The organism is Caenibacillus caldisaponilyticus (assembly GCF_002003465.1).
GTDB classification, from domain to species: domain Bacteria; phylum Bacillota; class Bacilli; order Bacillales; family Sporolactobacillaceae; genus Caenibacillus; species Caenibacillus caldisaponilyticus.
Genome location: NZ_BDDQ01000030.1, coordinates 17,392 through 34,602 on the forward strand (window position 1 = coordinate 17,392; position 17,211 = coordinate 34,602).

The 17,211-nt window shown below is 55.4% G+C and carries 18 protein-coding genes and 1 pseudogene; 16 read left to right on the forward strand and 3 right to left on the reverse strand.

The features are described 5' to 3' along the window. Positions 1-16 precede the first annotated feature (16 nt). From hemH to CCB157_RS09675, 6 genes are all read left to right on the forward strand, one after another. Positions 17-964, forward strand: a complete 948-nt coding sequence (hemH, locus tag CCB157_RS09650; RefSeq protein WP_077615694.1) for a ferrochelatase — start codon at positions 17-19, stop codon at positions 962-964. Continuing rightward, the gene (gene hemY / locus CCB157_RS09655) at positions 961-2,340 is read left to right on the forward strand and encodes a protoporphyrinogen oxidase (RefSeq protein WP_077615695.1); all 1,380 of its coding nucleotides are present in this window, start codon (positions 961-963) and stop codon (positions 2,338-2,340) included. Before hemH ends, hemY begins: the two co-directional genes overlap by 4 nt. A gap of 204 nt (positions 2,341-2,544) precedes the next feature. Beyond that, positions 2,545-2,973 (forward strand): cell wall hydrolase, encoded by a 429-nt coding sequence (locus tag CCB157_RS09660; RefSeq protein WP_077615696.1) that lies wholly within the window; start codon positions 2,545-2,547, stop codon positions 2,971-2,973. Between the two features lie 498 nt (positions 2,974-3,471). Continuing rightward, the gene (locus CCB157_RS09665) at positions 3,472-4,212 is read left to right on the forward strand and encodes an MBL fold metallo-hydrolase (RefSeq protein WP_077615697.1); all 741 of its coding nucleotides are present in this window, start codon (positions 3,472-3,474) and stop codon (positions 4,210-4,212) included. Positions 4,213-4,376: 164 nt separating this feature from the next. Beyond that, complete coding sequence (locus CCB157_RS09670) at positions 4,377-4,910, forward strand: GNAT family N-acetyltransferase (RefSeq protein WP_077615698.1); 534 nt, start codon at positions 4,377-4,379, stop codon at positions 4,908-4,910. A gap of 192 nt (positions 4,911-5,102) precedes the next feature. After that, a complete protein-coding gene (locus CCB157_RS09675) occupies positions 5,103-5,348 on the forward strand; it encodes an atypical membrane-integrating protein (Mistic protein) (RefSeq protein WP_158077272.1) in 246 nt (81 codons plus the stop codon). A gap of 99 nt (positions 5,349-5,447) precedes the next feature. Here CCB157_RS09675 and coaA read toward each other — a convergent pair whose 3' ends face one another. Then, positions 5,448-6,338, reverse strand: coding sequence for a type I pantothenate kinase (gene coaA, locus CCB157_RS09680; RefSeq protein WP_077615700.1), 891 nt, complete (start codon positions 6,336-6,338; stop codon positions 5,448-5,450). Between the two features lie 184 nt (positions 6,339-6,522). Continuing rightward, entirely contained in the window at positions 6,523-6,705 is a 183-nt protein-coding gene (locus CCB157_RS09685; protein ID WP_077615701.1) for a hypothetical protein, read from the reverse strand. 107 nt (positions 6,706-6,812) lie between these two features. Here CCB157_RS09685 and CCB157_RS09690 point away from each other — a divergent pair, with 107 nt between their 5' ends. Next, complete coding sequence (locus tag CCB157_RS09690) at positions 6,813-7,430, forward strand: LysE/ArgO family amino acid transporter (protein WP_077615702.1); 618 nt, start codon at positions 6,813-6,815, stop codon at positions 7,428-7,430. A gap of 168 nt (positions 7,431-7,598) precedes the next feature. Then, complete coding sequence (gene lplA, locus CCB157_RS09695; RefSeq protein ID WP_077615703.1) at positions 7,599-8,588, forward strand: lipoate--protein ligase; 990 nt, start codon at positions 7,599-7,601, stop codon at positions 8,586-8,588. 73 nt (positions 8,589-8,661) lie between these two features. On the opposite strand, the gene CCB157_RS09700 is transcribed toward lplA, so the two are convergent. Continuing rightward, complete coding sequence (locus tag CCB157_RS09700; protein WP_077615704.1) at positions 8,662-9,444, reverse strand: methyltransferase domain-containing protein; 783 nt, start codon at positions 9,442-9,444, stop codon at positions 8,662-8,664. An 828-nt stretch (positions 9,445-10,272) separates the two neighbouring features. On the opposite strand from CCB157_RS09700, the gene paaK reads away from it, so the two are divergent. The 8 genes and pseudogenes from paaK (at position 10,273) to CCB157_RS09755 (ending at position 17,095) form a co-directional block, all read left to right on the forward strand. Beyond that, positions 10,273-11,586 carry a phenylacetate--CoA ligase PaaK gene (paaK, locus tag CCB157_RS09720; RefSeq protein ID WP_077615769.1) on the forward strand — a complete coding sequence of 438 codons (1,314 nt, stop codon included), beginning with the start codon at positions 10,273-10,275 and terminating at the stop codon, positions 11,584-11,586. A gap of 265 nt (positions 11,587-11,851) precedes the next feature. Beyond that, positions 11,852-12,823, forward strand: coding sequence for a 1,2-phenylacetyl-CoA epoxidase subunit PaaA (paaA, locus tag CCB157_RS09725; RefSeq protein WP_077615707.1), 972 nt, complete (start codon positions 11,852-11,854; stop codon positions 12,821-12,823). Positions 12,824-13,033: 210 nt separating this feature from the next. Further along, entirely contained in the window at positions 13,034-13,363 is a 330-nt protein-coding gene (paaB, locus tag CCB157_RS09730; protein WP_077615708.1) for a 1,2-phenylacetyl-CoA epoxidase subunit PaaB, read from the forward strand. Beyond that, the gene (paaC, locus tag CCB157_RS09735) at positions 13,360-14,154 is read left to right on the forward strand and encodes a 1,2-phenylacetyl-CoA epoxidase subunit PaaC (RefSeq protein WP_077615709.1); all 795 of its coding nucleotides are present in this window, start codon (positions 13,360-13,362) and stop codon (positions 14,152-14,154) included. Before paaB ends, paaC begins: the two co-directional genes overlap by 4 nt. Before the next feature lie 148 nt (positions 14,155-14,302). Then, the gene (gene paaD, locus CCB157_RS09740; RefSeq protein ID WP_369688670.1) at positions 14,303-14,818 is read left to right on the forward strand and encodes a 1,2-phenylacetyl-CoA epoxidase subunit PaaD; all 516 of its coding nucleotides are present in this window, start codon (positions 14,303-14,305) and stop codon (positions 14,816-14,818) included. Positions 14,819-15,016: 198 nt separating this feature from the next. After that, a pseudogene (locus CCB157_RS09745) lies at positions 15,017-15,323 on the forward strand (EthD family reductase). Beyond that, positions 15,316-16,092, forward strand: coding sequence for an enoyl-CoA hydratase-related protein (locus tag CCB157_RS09750; RefSeq protein ID WP_077615710.1), 777 nt, complete (start codon positions 15,316-15,318; stop codon positions 16,090-16,092). Before CCB157_RS09745 ends, CCB157_RS09750 begins: the two are co-directional and overlap by 8 nt. Before the next feature lie 229 nt (positions 16,093-16,321). Further along, entirely contained in the window at positions 16,322-17,095 is a 774-nt protein-coding gene (locus tag CCB157_RS09755) for an enoyl-CoA hydratase-related protein (protein ID WP_077615711.1), read from the forward strand. Positions 17,096-17,211 lie beyond the last annotated feature (116 nt).

Consider the following 17,211-nt stretch of genomic DNA (forward strand, 5'->3'; position numbering starts at 1 on the left):
ATAGAGGTGCTGACACATGTCGAAAAAAACGATCGGTTTGCTCGTCATGGCGTACGGAACGCCGTATCGTCCTGAGGACATCGAACCTTACTACACGCATATCCGCCACGGCCGCCGTCCTTCCGATGAACAATTGGAAGATTTGAAAAGGCGATATGAAGCGATCGGCGGCGTTTCTCCGCTCGCCCGGATTACCAACGAGCAAGCGAAGGGGCTCGCCGCCCGTTTGAACGAGCGCCGGAACGACTGTGAGTTTAAGCTTTACATCGGGTTGAAACACATCCATCCGTTCATCGAAGACGCCGTCAAAAAAATGCATGAAGACGGCATTGATGAAGCGGTCGCCATCGTGCTCGCCCCGCATTATTCGACATTCAGCGTCAAGTCCTACATCGACCGGGCGAGGAAGACGGCCGCGGAGCTCGGCGGCCCTTCCATCGTTGCCGTTGAAAGCTGGTATGACCAGCCCGGTTTTATCGATTGGTGGGCGGACAAAATAAAAGAAACGTTTGCCCGAATTCCCGAAGGCGATCGGGAACAAACGGTCGTCATCTTTTCGGCGCACAGCTTGCCTGAAAAAATCATTGCCGCAGGCGATCCGTATCCGCAGCAACTGGAAGAAACCGCCCGGCTGATCGCCGAACGCGCCGGCGTGAAGCATTATGCGGTGGGATGGCAAAGCGCCGGGCAAACGCCGGAACCGTGGCTCGGTCCCGACGTGCAGGATTTGACGCGCGAGCTGTACGAAAAAAAGGGTTACCGTTCGTTCATTTACTGTCCGGTCGGCTTCGTCGCCGAGCATCTTGAGGTGCTGTACGACAACGACTATGAATGCAAAGTCGTGACCGAGGAATTAAATGCCTCCTATTACCGCCCGCCGATGCCGAACGCCGATCCCGCGTTTATCGACGTGTTGGCCACCGCCGTCCTGCAATCATTAAAAGAAAAAGAGACCGCTCAATGACCAAGCGCGTCGCCATCATCGGCGGAGGCATCACAGGCCTTTCGTGCGCTTATTATTTGCAGCAACGGACGGCGGAAAGCGGCGACGGCCTTCGGATCACCTTGATCGAAGCGGAAGACCGGTTGGGGGGCAAAGTGAAGACGCTGCGCCGCGACGGTTTTGTCATCGAACGCGGACCCGATTCGATTTTGAAAAGGAAGCCGGAAGGGCTCGAGCTCGTCGAGCAGCTCGGCCTCGGCGCGGATGTCGTCACGAACCGGACGGGGCGCTCCTACATCTTAAAGGACGATGCGCTTCATCCGATTCCGGACGGTTCGGTGATGGGCGTGCCGACGAGCCTGCGTCCGTTGCTGAAATCGGGCCTTTTATCCATGGACGGAAAAGCACGGGCATTAAACGACCTTTTTATCCCGAAACTCGGCGACTTTGATGATCTGTCGGTCGGCGAATTTTTCAGAAAGCGTTTGGGCGATGAGATGGTCGATCACCTCATCGGCCCGTTGCTGTCGGGCATATACGCCGGTGACATCGATCAGCTCAGCTTGGAGGCCGCCCTTCCGCAATTTATAAATATCGAGAAACGCTACGGCAGCCTCATCCTCGGTTTGCGCGAAACCATGCCGAAACGAGGGAAAAGCGAAGGCCAATTCGCCACCTTGACCACTGGGCTGAATGCGGTTATCGATGCGCTTGCGGACGCTTTGGATTCAGAAGCCGTTTCGATCATGACAGGCGTAGAGGCCGAAAGTTTCGAGAAAGACGACAACGGGTATTACATAGGTCTCTCTGACGGCACGGCGGTCGAAGCCGATTACGTCGTCTTCGCTGTGCCCCATCGCGTCGCCGAACGGCTCATTGGAGCCGATTTTCTCAGGCGCGACCGCGTCGCACCCGATACGTCGGTGGCGACGATCGCCATGGCCTTCGCTCGCGAAGATGTCGAAATGTCGAAAGACGGGACGGGGTTCGTCGTTTCGCGCCGCGAACCGAAGGCGATCACCGCTTCGACGTGGACGCATTTGAAATGGCCCCATACCGCGCCGGAAGGCAAGGCGCTCATCCGCTGCTATGTCGGCAAGCCGAATGATCCCGGGATCATCGAGAAAACCGACGATGAACTCGTCGCGATCGCCATAAAAGAGATGAGCGGAACGGTGGCGATTAAAGGCGAACCCGATTTCGCCGTCGTGACGCGTTGGCCCCTTGCGATGCCGCAATATCCGGTCGGTCATAAGCGCTGGCTTGCGGAGATCACCGCGCGCCTCGCCCGGGACTTTCCGAACGTTTACCTTGCCGGGGCCTCCTATGACGGCGTCGGGATTCCCGACTGCATCCGCCAGGCCCGATCGGCCGCACAAAACATTACGGCTTCATAAGCAACAACCCGACGGAGCTTTTCTGTCGGGTTGTCTCGCTTTCTCCGCGTTCCGGATGCCGCACCTTTTCGCTTTCGGCCGCCGTTTGCCGTCACCTAAGTTTGGCGCACGGTCGAAGGCGTCGTCGCTTTCAACGCCGTCTTTTTTTTTCCTCAGGTCATGAGCCAACCTCCCGGCTAATATGCATAAAGTGGAGGTGTGGTCATGGCGGTTGTGAAAGCAACGTCGTCCGATATTGCCCTGCTTGCGCGCCTGTTGCGCGCGGAAGCGGAAGGGGAAGGCATCATGGGCATGATGCTCGTCGGGAACGTCGGCATCAATCGAGTGAGGTGCAATTGTGCGGATTTCGTCGGCATTCGCACCATTCCGCAAATGGTTTTCCAGCCCCACGCGTTTGAATGCGTCCTACACAGCTACTTTTATCAAAGAGCGCGGGAGCAGGAAAAGCGCTTGGCCCGTCGGGTGATCAACGGTGAAAGATATTGGCCGGCGAAATTCAGCCTTTGGTATTTCCGGCCCCCCGGCGATTGTCCGCCGCAGTGGTACAACCAGCCGCTGGTGGGCCGCTATAAATTGCACTGTTTCTACGAGCCGACCGGAGAAACGTGCGAGAACGTTTACAATACTTTCTGATGACGATGGTGACTTTCGGATGTGGCGCGGTCAAGAAGGTAGAGGTGCGCCGCGTTCGCGCGGCATTGATGACATAATGGCAGGGCGGTGTGGGCAAGGGGACGATGACAAAAAATGGCGGGTGAACGGAAGAAGGTTTCAGGCAATGATCGGGAGCCGTTGAAGCGTTCAGGTGATGGCGATGGTCTGTAGAATAAAGCCCGTTCTCCTTTATCCGTCCGCTTCACCGGCATTCAAGGGATGGATGGAATATGGCGGTCAATTATGGAAGCCTTCGGACCGCGCGGCGCCTGTCGTCTGGCCGCGCTGGCTTGAAGGCTTTCGCTCTTTCCTACGCCTTGTATTTTTAGCAATCCGGTTCCGCCGGCATGCCGGAATTCGGGGCGCCGAGATTGATCTCCCGGCGGAAAAGCGCTAATCTAAAATAAAACGCAACGGACGTTCAACGGAATGCAATTTGTCCACAGCTTGAAACCTAGGATTGAGGTGACACTTGCCATGAAATGGACGGTTATCGGATATTGGGGCGCTTATCCGGAAAAAGGAGAAGCGACAACGGCGTATCTCCTTGAAGATCAAGGTTTCCGCCTCCTCATCGATTGCGGAAGCGGCGCGTTGGCTCAACTGCAAAAATACGCGGCCATTACGGATATCGACGCCCTGATCCTTTCCCATTATCACCACGATCACATCGCCGACGTCGGGCCGCTCCAATACGCCCGCGACATCGCCAAATATTTGGGAGGTTCGGCGAAGCCGTTGCCGATCTATGCCCACGAAATGGAACCGGACAAGTTTAAGGCGTTGGATTATAACGATGCGACTCATGCCGTGAGCTACAAGATCGGCGAGCCGATCGAAATCGGCCCGTTCCGCCTCGACTTCATCCGGACGGTTCATCCCGCGCCGTGCGCGGCGATGCGGATTACAAACGGCAAACGGACGATCGCGTATACCGCCGATACGAGTTATATTCCGGAACTCGTCCCGCTGTCGAAAGAAGCGGATCTGCTCGTGGCCGAATGCAGCCTTTACAAGGATCAGGACGGCGCGCCGATGGGGCATATGAACAGCCTCGACGTCGGACGCCTCGCCAAAGAAGCGGGCGTTCGCGAAGTGTTGCTCACCCACTTGCCGCATTACGGCCGCCACGAAGATTTAGTCAATGAAACGGCGACCGTCTTCGAAGGCAAAATTTCGTTGGCGAAGAGCGGCTGGACTTGGGAAGCGGCGGAGTAATCAAACGGCGGTCAGGAAATGTGCGTGTCGTTTAAACATCCGAAAATGACAACCGATAATATATAAAAGGCAACCGGTGTGACGGATGGCACGCCTTTTCGGGCAGGCCATCCTTGTTCTTTAACCGGCGCCGATGCGGTTGACGGATAGAAAGGAGCGAAGCGATGTTTGAAAGCGAACGATTGATTTACAGGCCTTATACAATGGATGATCTGGACTTTTATGCTTCTTTATGGGCGGATGAACGGGTCGTGCGCTATATCGGGTTCGGGTTGACGAAAAACCGCACGGAATCCGAATACCATTTGAGGGAATGGGTGTTGCCCCGCTACCGCGACGGCCTCGGGCTTTACATGTTGGTCCATAAAGCGGACGGGCAGCCGATCGGCCATGCGGGCCTCATTCCTCAAGAGGTGGACGGAGAGGAAGAAATTGAAATCGGCTATTGGCTAAAGCCCGACTATTGGGGGCGAGGATTGGCTAAGGAAGCGGCCGTTTTCTTCAAAAAATATGGTTTTAGAACGCTCCATTTGCGCAAGCTCATCTCGCTGATCAACCCGAACAACCCGGCGTCCATTTTTGTCGCGCGCAAAAACGGCATGTATTATGAAAGAACCGTTGATTTTCACGGCCATCCGACGCTCGTCTATTCGGTGCACAACCGCGGCGGCGCAGAAGATTGGTCGGCATTCGGCTGAGTTCCCTTGTTGCGGATTGGTTGGCTTGGCGTGGGCGGTGGGCGACGCTCCTTTCCAAGTGGATTTCACAGTGTTCTGACCGACGTCATACGAGCGGCCTGATCATGCAGCCCCGAAAATCAGTGCGGAATTTGCATGAAAAGGTTCGGACCGGGAAAAATAGGTTCAAAAGATTCTCGGCGGGTGACGGGTTTGAAAGCCGGACAAGATGAAAGCAAAATATTCAGCGACGCCATCGACCGCATCAATCAAGGGATGGAAGACATCATTAATTTGTACAACGAATTGGAGGAAGACCGCGAGCTCATCAATTTTGACGACGACATCGCGGCGCGCATCGTGAAAGCGAAAGAGAAGTACGGCAGCGAATTCGTCGATCAGAAAATCAACAACGTCGTCAAAGAAATCATCGAATGGCTGCCGCTGGACGGGGAATAAAACGGCCATACCGGGCATTCGTTCTGAATAAAGGGACAACCCTCTCAATAATTAATAAATTTAAGGGTCCCGCTCTTGTTTAAGGGCGGGACCCGCGGTTTATAAAAGGCATTTGTTGATTTTGATTTCCCGAATGCGGTGGTCGCCGTCTTTTCGTAAAATGAGGCTTGCGCGTTCGCGGGTCGGCAGGATATGGTCTCTGAGGTTTTTGCCGTTGATGTCCTCCCAAACCTGCCGGGCCATGGCATACAGCGTGTTTTCGTCCGTATCCTTGAAGTTGTAATAAAAGGACTCCGGCCGGTTCTCGGCCGCTTGGACTAAACCCTTGATGCGTTCCCAGTACCAACGGAAAAGATCGGCTTCTTCCGCGTCGACGTAAAGAGTGACATCCATCCGGTCCGACAGCGGCACGCGACCGGTGGCGGCGCCGAGGACATGAAGCCCTTCCACGACCAAAATGTCGGGGCGTTCGAGCGTTGTCGGTTCGGGCAAAATGTCATAGATGTCGTGGGAATACTCGGGGACCCGGATGGACTGCGCGCCGTCCGCCAATGCGGCGATCGCGGCGTGCAACGCCTCGAAATCGTAACTTTCCGGGAAGCCCTTTTTATCCATCAACCCGCGTTCCGACAATATGCGATTCGGATAAAGAAATTGATCGGTGGACAAAACGGCGGTTTTCGGCTGATCCGGATACCCCGACAACAAAGACGTGAGGATGCGTGCCATCGTGCTTTTGCCGCTCGCGACGCTCCCGGTGATGCCGATGATGAAAAGGTCGGGCCGCTCGGGTGCTTGGAAGAACCGGCGGACGTTGGCTGCCGTTTCGCGTTTGACTTGGTACATAAGGTGCAAAAGCTCGGCCAATGGAGCATAAATCGCGGCGATTTCCGCGGGATCGATGTACGGCGGAAGCGAAGCGCTTTCAATGGATGGTTTCTTCCCCAGGCGCGCCTCCCATTCCGCACGCGGCAAAGTCAAATAGTCCATTCCACTTCTCCCCTGTTACGTTTGTCACATCTCTCCCCAATTTAACACAAATCGACCTCGGTTGACCATGTTCATCCCTTCCGAATCCGTTTCGGCAAACGAAAGCCGTGCCGCCGCTGTTCGTATGCGGCAATGTGCGCCGCGCCAACCCATCATCACGGCGGCGCTTCCACCCAAGGTGGAATCAGGCATGGTGGATCGCGGTGAAAAGCAATACTCCGTCCAAAGTGAAAACACCAAGTCCGGATTTATCGGGCGTGGCTTTTTGTGGTGTTTGATTTGCCGCGGTGCCATGAGGCCGTTGAACGAGGCGATGACAGTCAATAAAACAGGCACTGGCCTTGATTCCTGCATAATCCTTTATCATGGAAGCCACCTCCATTTCCTATCTTTGAGATGATATAAAAATATGAACAGTCTAAAAACGGGTGTTTTTCTGTGGTAAAATGACATTAGGGAAAAGGAGGAGGACAGTTGGTCGAAGCCTTTGTGCACGGTTTTGTATTAGCGTTCGGGCTGATCTTGCCGCTCGGTCCGCAAAATGTTTTTATCTTTAATCAAGGGGCGTTGCAACCGCGCCTGATCAAAGCCTGGCCGGCCGTCGTCACCGCTTCGCTGTGCGACACGATTCTCATCACGCTCGCCGTTCTCGGCGTTTCCGTTGTGGTTTTGGCGTTGACGTGGCTGAAAACGGCGATTTTCGCGATCGGTTTTATTTTTTTGATCTACATGGGCTGGTCGATTTGGCAAAGCCGGCCGAGTGTCGGGCAAGCGGCGGAAACGTTGTCGCCTTGGAAGCAGATCTCCTTCGCCGCGTCGGTGTCGCTTCTGAATCCGCATGCGATCCTCGATACGATCGGCGTCATCGGCACCGGCTCGCTCGCCTACGACTGGGGCGAAAAAATGATGTACACCGTGGCTTGCGTGGCCGTTTCTTGGCTTTGGTTTGCCGGACTGGCGATTGCGGGCCGGGCTCTCGGCCGCATCGACCGCGACAGCCGCTGGCTGAACGTGGTGAACAAAATCTCCGCTTTGATTATTTGGGGCGTCGCCGTCTATTTTCTTCGACAAATCACCGCGATCCTGATTTGATGGTATCGGGTTTTCCATCTCTTGAAGCCGCCGGTTGAGGCATGGAGATCCGCACCATAAAAAACGGTCTGGACCATCCGATTGGCAATGGCGCGGGATTTGTGCCATATTGATATTGTGAAAACAGCGGAGCGCATGCACAACCGATCATCAAAAGGTGGGAATTCAATGAAGTACATCGACAATCAAGACGTCATGGATGCGACGCTGAATTTGGCGATCGAAGAATACGTGCTCACGGAATTGGACATCAATGAAACGTATTTGCTCTTCTACAGCATGACGCCGACGGTCATCGTCGGCAAAAATCAGAACACGGTCGAAGAAATCAACATGGATTTCGTCCGGGAGCATAACGTGACCGTGACGCGGCGCCTGTCCGGAGGCGGAGCGGTTTATAACGATGAAGGCGACTTAAGCTTCAGTTTCATCACCAAGGACGACGGAAACAGTTTCCATAACTACAAGAAATTTACCGAACCGGTCGTGCGCGCCTTGCGGCAAATGGGCGTCCATGCCGAACTTCAAGGGCGGAACGATCTCGTCGTTGACGGCAAAAAGATCAGCGGCAACGCGCAGTTCTCCACACGCGGCCGCATGTTCAGCCACGGCACGCTTCTGTTCGACGTGAACCTCGAAAACGTCGCACGCGCCCTCAATCCCGACGCAGAAAAGTATTTGTCAAAAGGTGTCAAGTCTGTGCGCAGCCGGGTGACCAACATCCGCGAGCATTTAAAAGAAGACATGGACATCAAGACGTTCAAAAGAAAGCTTTTAGAGTACATTTTCGAAGGGGAAAAAGATATCCCCGAATATAAATTGACGGAGAAAGACTGGAAGCGGATCCGCGAGATCGCCGATAAGCGGTACCGCAATTGGGACTGGGTGTATGGACGTTCGCCGAAATTTAACGTTCAGCATAAACATCGCTTTCCCGCCGGCACGGTCGACATCCGCTTGGAAGTCAAAAAAGGCGTGATCGACGAAGCCGCGATTTATGGCGATTTCTTCGGCGTCGGCGACGTGAAGGATATCGAGGCGCTTCTCATCGGCACGCGCTACGATCGCGATGCGGTGAGCGACAAGCTGGAAACGGTCGACATCGGCCACTATTTCGGCAAAATCACTAAAGAGGATTTGTTGAGCATCATGTTTTAATAGCGATGTGAGAAAGGGTGCGGACGACGCACCCTTTTATGCTTCAACAAATTATTTTCGTTTTACATCGGATCTAGGCTTTCTTCGCCGCCCAAACCGTCCAATAGTCCTGCTCGATGATTTCTTTTGTACACCGTTGGCGCAGGCGTTCGCTGATGTGCTGAATGAGGCGTTCCAGCTCCGGATCGGTCAGTTCGTGCAAAATCGACCGGCCGGTTCTCGCCGAGAGATCTTTTTTGAGTTCTTCTAGATCCGAATAGATTTTTCTCGTCTCACATAACTCTTTTTCGTCCACGGTGCGAAAGCCGGCCTTCAGCAACGTTTCCTTTACGGTTTGGCTATCGGGTCTTCGCCCGGCTTCCTTGTCCACCAATTTCGGATAGACTTCGAAGAAATACCCGCGGATATGATGTTCATTCGGCGGCTGCAAAATGTTTTTCAGCGTCCGGCTCTGCACGATAAAAACGCCTTGAGGTTTCAATAACCGATAGGCCTCACGGAAACAGGCTTCCAGATCCGTCACGTGGTGAATCAGGGCCCGTTCCAAAATGACATCATACTGGGAACCCGGCAGGCGGGTATCCAGGGCATCGCCGACGAAAAAGGCGATTTGGGGATAATCTTTGCTTTTTTCTTGGGCGGCCCGAATCATCTCTTTAGAAAAATCAATGCCCGTCACGCGTTTGGCACCCATCTCGGCAAACGCCCTGCAATATATCCCGCCACCGCATCCGACATCCAAAACGTCCTTCCCTCTGACATCGACGATTTCTTGTATCGCGGCTTTCCAAGACGGATCCGCACGGCGTCCGGCATAAGTGTAACGGTTGGCTTTAGAATGAAAGTCAATCGGCATGGAGACCCTCCTGCTAGGCGTTGATGATCTGCTTGTCTCATGGCGTGGAACCCGTTTGCCGGCTTCCGTTTGCCGTTTCGAAAGAATTCGAACGCAAGTGAACGGGCCGGTGACCATTTTGGGATGCCCATTGGCTTTTGCCATGAAAAGCGTCGGTTTGTCCGACGCAGGCCATCGTTTTTTAGCCGGCGTGGACCCCGGAATGTTCGGCGAGCGACCGCTGTCCGGCACTCGTTGCAGCTTCAACGGGGCTTTTCCGTTTTTTGTTCGTTGACTCCGCTGCGCCTGGCGGCGTAGTAACCGGTCCAGCCGGCGATGAAGCTCGGGGCTAGGCTCCAAAGGAAGTAGCCCCATCGGCCCGTGACCAATGTGATGAGCAGAAAAAACAGCGGAAAGCCGATCATGATAAAAAGCGCCATTCTTTGATACGTGTTTATTGAAAAGGCACCTCCCTTCATGCGGCTGGCGGAAAAATTCCGCACGGTCAAAAGGTGATCGCGTGAATATAGCCGAAAGGAACGGCCATTTGCGGAAGTCGCCAACCCGCATTTCTGTTCTAAATTTTATCAAAAATATCAAGATAAAAATCACGAAAAATTCCGTTGACCGCAAGCCGCCGAAAGGGACGGAATCGGCTTTCAGTCTTCATCGTTCGTCGCGGCTCCGGCTGCTTAAATTTTCAGAAGAGGTTGACTCTTGTCAGGAGGAGCATTATCATTGGGTTAAATCCATCATCGCATGGTGACGGCCGCTGATGGTTTGTCGCGCTCACTTTTGTAAGGGCTTACATTTTGATGAGGAGGAGAGGCGTTGATTTTCAATCCTGAGATGGAAACGATGCCGCGCGATCGGCTGGAGGCGCTCCAACTCAAACGGCTGAAGGAGACGGTACAGAAAGTTTACACGCGCGTGCCGTTTTATCGCGACAAATTTGAAAAACACGGCGTCGTTCCCGGTGACGTCCGGACGCTTGCCGACTTGAGAAAATTGCCGTTCACGGAGAAAAAGGATTTGCGCGACCACTATCCGTTCGGCCTATTGGCCGTCGACAAATCGGAAATCGTCCGCATTCACGCTTCTTCCGGCACGAGCGGAAAGCCGACCGTCGTCGGCTATACGCGGCGGGACATCGACCAATGGGCGGAAATCGTGGCGCGGGCGATCGCGGCGGCCGGGGGCAGGCCGGGTGAGGTCTTGCATAATGCTTACGGTTATGGCCTTTTTACCGGCGGGCTCGGCTTGCATTACGGTTCGGAAAAACTCGGGATGGCCACCGTCCCGATCTCCGGCGGCAATACCGAAAGGCAAATCATGTTGATTGAGGATTTCCAGCCGACCGTCATTTGCGGCACGCCGTCGTACATTTTGAACATCGTTGAAACGATGGAGCGGATGGGGAAAGATCCGCGCAAGACGAGCCTGAAGTACGGCATACTCGGCGCCGAGCCGTGGTCGATGGAAATGCGCCGTGAAATTGAGGAGCGGTTGGGGATCAAGGCGATCGATATCTACGGCTTGAGCGAAGTGATCGGTCCGGGCGTTTCGATTGAATGCCATGAAGCGCAGGACGGTTTACACGTCATGGAGGACCATTTTATCGTCGAGGTCATCGACCCCGAAACGCTGGAACCCGTCCCGGAAGGCGCGGACGGCGAACTCGTGTTTACGAGTCTGACGAAAGAAGCGATGCCGGTCATCCGTTATCGGACGGGCGACATCGCCTCGTTAGATAAGACGCCGTGTCTCTGCGGGCGGACGACCGTGCGCATGTCTCGGGTGAAAGGCCGGATTGACGACATGCTGATCATCCGCGGCGTCAACATTTTCCCGTCAGAAATTGAAAACGTCCTCCTTTCGGTCGACGAACTCGCCCCGCATTATCAACTCATGTTGACGCGCCACGGGCCGTTGGATGAAGTCGTGTTGAACGTTGAGATCAACCCGGAAACGTTCGCGGCCTTTGGCGGAGATTTGAACCTTGAGGGCGCCCGCGATCTTGCCGCCCGCGTCGCTCGAATGATCAAGAACGCGTGTCTCGTCACCGTCGAGGTACACCTCATGCCGCCGGGCAGTATTCCGCGTTCCGAAGGAAAAGCCGTCCGCGTCGTGGATAAACGGGCGGAAGCCGCACCACGCGCATGAAGGTATGGCAAATATTTTATTTTGGGGGTGTCGGGCCGGAGAAAGTTGCCCTCGAACCAAATATCAGCCCGTTCGACCAGCACCGTGGACGCCATCCCGTTTAAAATCCCACAACTTCTATATAGCGCCCTTTCTTTGTGATTTCCCATCCGTCCCCCGATGCTTCCGCTTTTGGATCCGACAGGCTTCATCTTGAACTGCAACCCTGACGACGAATTTCATAACGTAATAAAAACGACATATTTTTTTATGGAGGTTGACCGCCATGGCCGCCGCCGTCCCGTTTGAGCAATGGACCGCAGAGGAAAAATACGGGCATTTTATGCGACGCATTGAGAACGGCGAAAAAATCGAGGCGGACGACTGGATGCCCGATGACTACCGAAAAGCGCTCATCCGCCTCATCACGATGCACGGCATCAGTGAAATCATGGGCGCATTCCCCGAAAAGGAGTGGGTGCCGAAAGCGCCGACGCTGCGGAGAAAACTCGCGATCATGGCCAAGGTGCAGGACGAAATGGGGCACGGCCAGCTGTTGCTCCGCGTTGCCGAAGACCTCGTCAAGCCGTGTGGAAAAACGCGCGAAGACATCCTGCAAGATTTGTTTGCAAAGCGCTTAAAGTTTCATAACGTTTTTCACATGCCTTCTCCCACTTGGGCCGACGCCGCGGTCATCGCCTGGCTCGTCGACGGAGCCGCCATTTTATCCCAGACAATGATGCTCAAAACCTCTTATGGGCCTTATGGCCGCGCGTTGAAGCGCATCTGCCAGGAAGAATCGTTTCATGCCAAGCACGGGGAAAGCTTGACGCTCTCCCTCGCCGAAGGAACCCCCGCGCAGCGCCGCATGCTTCAGGAGGCCATCGACCGCTGGTGGGAGCCGCTTCTCATGTTTTTCGGGCCGAAGACGAAGGAGGCGACCGGCCACACAAACGTCGACAAAAACTTGAAATATAAATTGAGAACCAAAACGAACGAAGAACTGCGCCAGGAATTCCTTTCGAAATACGTTCCGAAAATCCGGCTGCTTGGCTTGGCCATCCCCGATCCGACGCTGCGCTACGATGATGAAAAAGGGGAATGGATTTACCGGGAACCGGACTGGAACAAGTTCAAACAAATCGTCACGGGAAACGGCCCGAAAACCGACGAACGTCTGCGCTTGCGGCGCACGTCTTACGAGAACGGCCGTTGGGTGCGAGAGGCGTTGGCGCAATGGAAAGCGGCCGCGGTATAAAAGGATTTTGTTCTTCCTTTCTATCGCCGGTGAACCGGCCGCGTCCGGGCCATTCCGCTTGCGGCTGCGGTTTGTTGGACAATGCGACCGCTTCCTTGTAGAAGAGAGCCTCGGGACGTTTAATCCCATCCATGTCCGGGGAGTGGAGCGCGCGCGGCGCTTTGCCTGCGCGCGGCCGCGAAATTCTCCGTCGTGAAAGGATGACCGAAGTTGACCGATTCGGTACACCGCTTTTATGAAGAGTACGAAGTTTTTAGCCGAAAAAAAGGCGATCTGCCGCTCGAACATCGCTTCAGCCTGCTCGCCCCGAATATGGAAATGGCGATGATTTTGGCGAAAGAAAATTTTTTCCGCCGCGAGCCGGTCGCCGATTTATGGATCGTGAAGCGCTCGGACATTCGGAAAATGACCCAGAGCGAACGGGAAGCATTCGGCCGCCTCGAAAAGCCCTACCGAGAAACGAGAGGATACGGCGATCTGAACGAGCGCTGGAGGGCTTTTAAAGCCAGGGCCGGGGAAAGCGGTGACGCCGGGCCATGACGCCGGAATATCGCACCGCGCTGATCGAATTGCTTTACCAACTCGCCGACGACAATTTCATTCTCGCCTATCGCGGTTCGGAATGGCTGGGGCTGACGCCGCACATTGAAGAGGACGTCGCTTTTTCGTCGATCAATCAGAACGCGATGGGACACGCCGCCATTTATTATCAGATGCTTGAAGATCTCGGAGAAGGGAAAAGCGACGATCTCGCCCTTCTCAGGCCGCCGGCCGCCTTTCGCAACGCCGTTTTGTTGGAGTTGAAAAATGGACCGGGCAACTATTGGGACGCGCCCGACTATGATTGGGCGTTTGCCGTCGTCCGCCATTTTTTCTTCGATGTGTTTAAAAGCATCCGGCTCAACGCCTTGAAAAAATCAAGCTATCCGCCCCTCGCCGCGGCGGCCGGGAAAATTGTGACGGAACAGGCTTACCATCTCATGCATTGGGAGACGTGGTTTGTCCAACTCATGATGAGCACGGACGAGGCCCGGAGGCGTATGGAAAAGGCGCTTTCGCTGTGCTGGGCCGATGCGGGCGGTTTGCTTTCACTCGGCAAATGGGGAGCGGTGATGGCCGAGCACGGGTTGACGGCAACGGAGGCGGAATGGCGCGATCAGTGGCGACAAGCGATCGGCCAGTCCTTTGCCCGCGTCGGTTACGTCCCGATCGGCGAACCCGGGATGGCGCACGGCGATGGCCGTAACGGCGAGCACACCGCTGATCTCGGCGAAGCGTTGTCCATTTTGAGCGAGGTCTATCGTTCCGATCCGCAAGCGACCGGGTGGTAACTTTTCCATCGCTCGCGCCGCGGGGGCGATGGGGCGGGGATGCTCGCGCCCGGAGCGGGAGCGGATGGATGCCCCCGTGTCTGCCGTACGGGAAGCGTCCGGCCGAATGCCATACCGGGACCGGTCCGCAATGAAGGGGGAGGCGTCTTTGGACGATGAAGGTTTGAAAACGCGCGTCACGGAAGCGCTTAAAAAGGTGAAAGATCCGGAACTGCCGGGGATCGACATCGTCGCCCTCGGCATGTTGGAAACGGTTTCTGTAACGTCCGGACGGGCCCGCATCACCTTGCTTCCGACGTTCAGCGGTTGTCCGGCTTTGGATCTCATCAAGAAAGAAGTCGTTGAAACCGTGCGGCGCGTGGACGGTGTTACCGAGGTGGCGGTGGTGTTTTCGTTTGATCCTCCGTGGACGACCGCCCGCATCAGTCCGGAGGGGCGCGAACAGTTAAAGGCTTACGGCATCGCGCCGCCGCCCGCGGCACAGCGCCCCGGCGATCCGTGGGAAATCGAGTGCCCTTATTGCGGCTCGTCCGTCGTTACGGTGGAAAATTGGTTCGGCCCGACCGCGTGCCGCAGCCTTCTTTACTGTCGGAGTTGCCGAAATCCGTTTGAAGCGATGAAACCCGTCGCTCACGTTGCCGATGAACGCCCCCGGCCGGATTAATGCGAGAGGGCGGCGGAACAAGTTTTCTCCCCGGTGCGGGTTTCCTCGTTAAAGGGTGCGGCGGTAGTTTTTGCGCGTGGAGCCAAGGTGCTTAATCGAGTTTCTTTCCCCTTTTTGCCGAAGAGAACGGGAGGTGCGGATTTCCCGTTCCGTCAAAGCGGTTGTTTATTACGGATACGTTCGAAGAGGAGGCCACTCATGGTTAAATTGATTGCGCTTTATAAGAAACCCGACGATCCGGCTTCATTTGATGACCATTACAGCAACGTTCACATCCCGATCACGAAAAAAAATTCCCGGGCTCCGAAAAATGGAAGTGACGAAAATCGTCGGTTCGCCGGCCGGCCCGAGCGATTATTATTTGCTGTGCGAGATGTACTATGACGATCACGAAGCGCTGAAAAAAGCGATGAAATCCGAGGAAGCGAAGGCGTCAGCCAAAGATTTAATGGGGTTTGCCGGTTCGCTCGTTACGATGATGATCGGTGAGGAAGCCGATGATTGACCGCCCTTTTATAAAAGTTTGGAGAGATGGGGCGGTCGGGCACATCGAATTGAACCGGCCGGAGGCGTTCAACGCGTTGAATCGCCAAATGATGAGCGCCATCGTCGGCGCTTTGCAGACCTTTGATGAAGACGCGGAAACGGCCGTTGTCGTTATCAGCGGAGCGGGACGGGCGTTTGCTGCCGGAGCCGACATCGATGAAATGGCAGGGGATGATCCGGTCCGCCTGGAAATGGTCGATCCGTTCGCCGTTTGGGATCAAATCCGGCTCATCCGCAAACCGCTCTTGGCCGCCGTCCACGGGTTTGCGCTCGGCGGCGGCTTTGAGCTGGCCTTGAGCTGCGACCTCATTTTTGCCGCGGAAAACACGCAATTCGGATTTCCGGAAGTCAAGCTCGGCGTCATGCCCGGTGCGGGCGGAACGGTGAAATTGACGAAGGCGCTCGGTCGCCATAAAGCGCTCGAATGGCTTTGGACCGGAGCGCGCATGACGGCGGAAGAGGCTTGTGCGCACGGATTGGTCAACCGGGTCGTCCCGGCCGACAACCTAATGGAAGTCGCCATGAAAATGGCACGAAAGCTTTCGGAACAAGCGCCGCTTTCGCTCAGATTGATTAAAGAGACGGTCAATCAAGCCGCCGATCTTGCCCTTTACGAAGCCATGCTGATCGAACGGAAAAATTTTTACTTGTTGTTTGCCTCCGAAGATCAGAAAGAAGGCATGGCGGCCTTTCGAGAAAAACGAAAGCCTGTGTTTAAAGGCCGGTAGCTTGGGAAAGTTGGCCGCGAGAATCGGGGGATAAAAGGCGGTTCACCACTTTTTAAAAAAATTAGGATTGATACATTACGGGAAACGCTCCGTTTGCCGATCGGCTTTCGCGGCCTCTCTCGCTTTGGCATCCTCTCGGCGTCGGCATTTCTCCGCGCGTTTTTTCCGGCCGACGAAGGAAAGGCGCGTGTTTTTCTAGAAATAAAACGGGAGAAAAGGAGGAGATGGAATGTACGAAACGATCCGTTATGAATTCCGGAACGGCGTCGCCCGGATCGAGCTCCATCGCCCGGACCGGCTGAATGCCTTTACGGAGACGATGAATCAAGAAATCCTCGATGCGCTCCTGGCCGTTGAAAAGGACAAGGCGGTCCGCGCCTTGATCATCACCGGCAGCGGGCGGGGATTCAGCGCCGGAGAAGATTTGAAAGCGGCGAGCGGCGAGGTCGACTTTGGCGAGGTGTTGCGCAGCCGCTACAATCCTATGATCAAAAAGCTTGTCGGCATAGAAAAGCCGACCGTCGCCGCGGTCAACGGCACGGCGGCGGGCGCCGGAATGAGCCTGGCCCTCGCCTGCGATTTCCGCATCGCATCGGACGAAGCTGTCTTCATCCAAGCTTTCGTGAACATCGGCCTCGTCCCCGATTCAGGCAGCCTCTATTTTCTCCCCCGTCTCATCGGCTATGCCAAGGCGCTTGAACTTGCGGTTTTGGGCGAGAAGATCAAGGCGGATGATGCGCTCGCCCTCGGTTTGGTGACCAAGGTCGTGCCCGCCGCGGAACTGGAGGAGGAGTCGTGGCGGTTTGCCGAACGGCTTGCCGCGATGCCCACGAAGGCGATCGGCCTGATCAAGCGGTATATGCAGAGGAGCTTTGAAACCCGGCTCGATCAAATGCTGGAGTGGGAAGCGTTCGCCCAGCGCACAGCCGGATTGACCGAAGATTTTCGCGAAGGGGTTGCCGCCTTTATCGAAAAGCGGCGGCCTGAGTTTCGCGGTCGCTAGGCGTGGCGATGACGGCACCGCCTGTGCGGCGCCGCGGCTGTCCGTGACCGGTTCGTTTTTCCAGGGCAGTTGACGGAGTGCCTTCTTTATTGATCGGCTACATGGCCGGGCGGTCG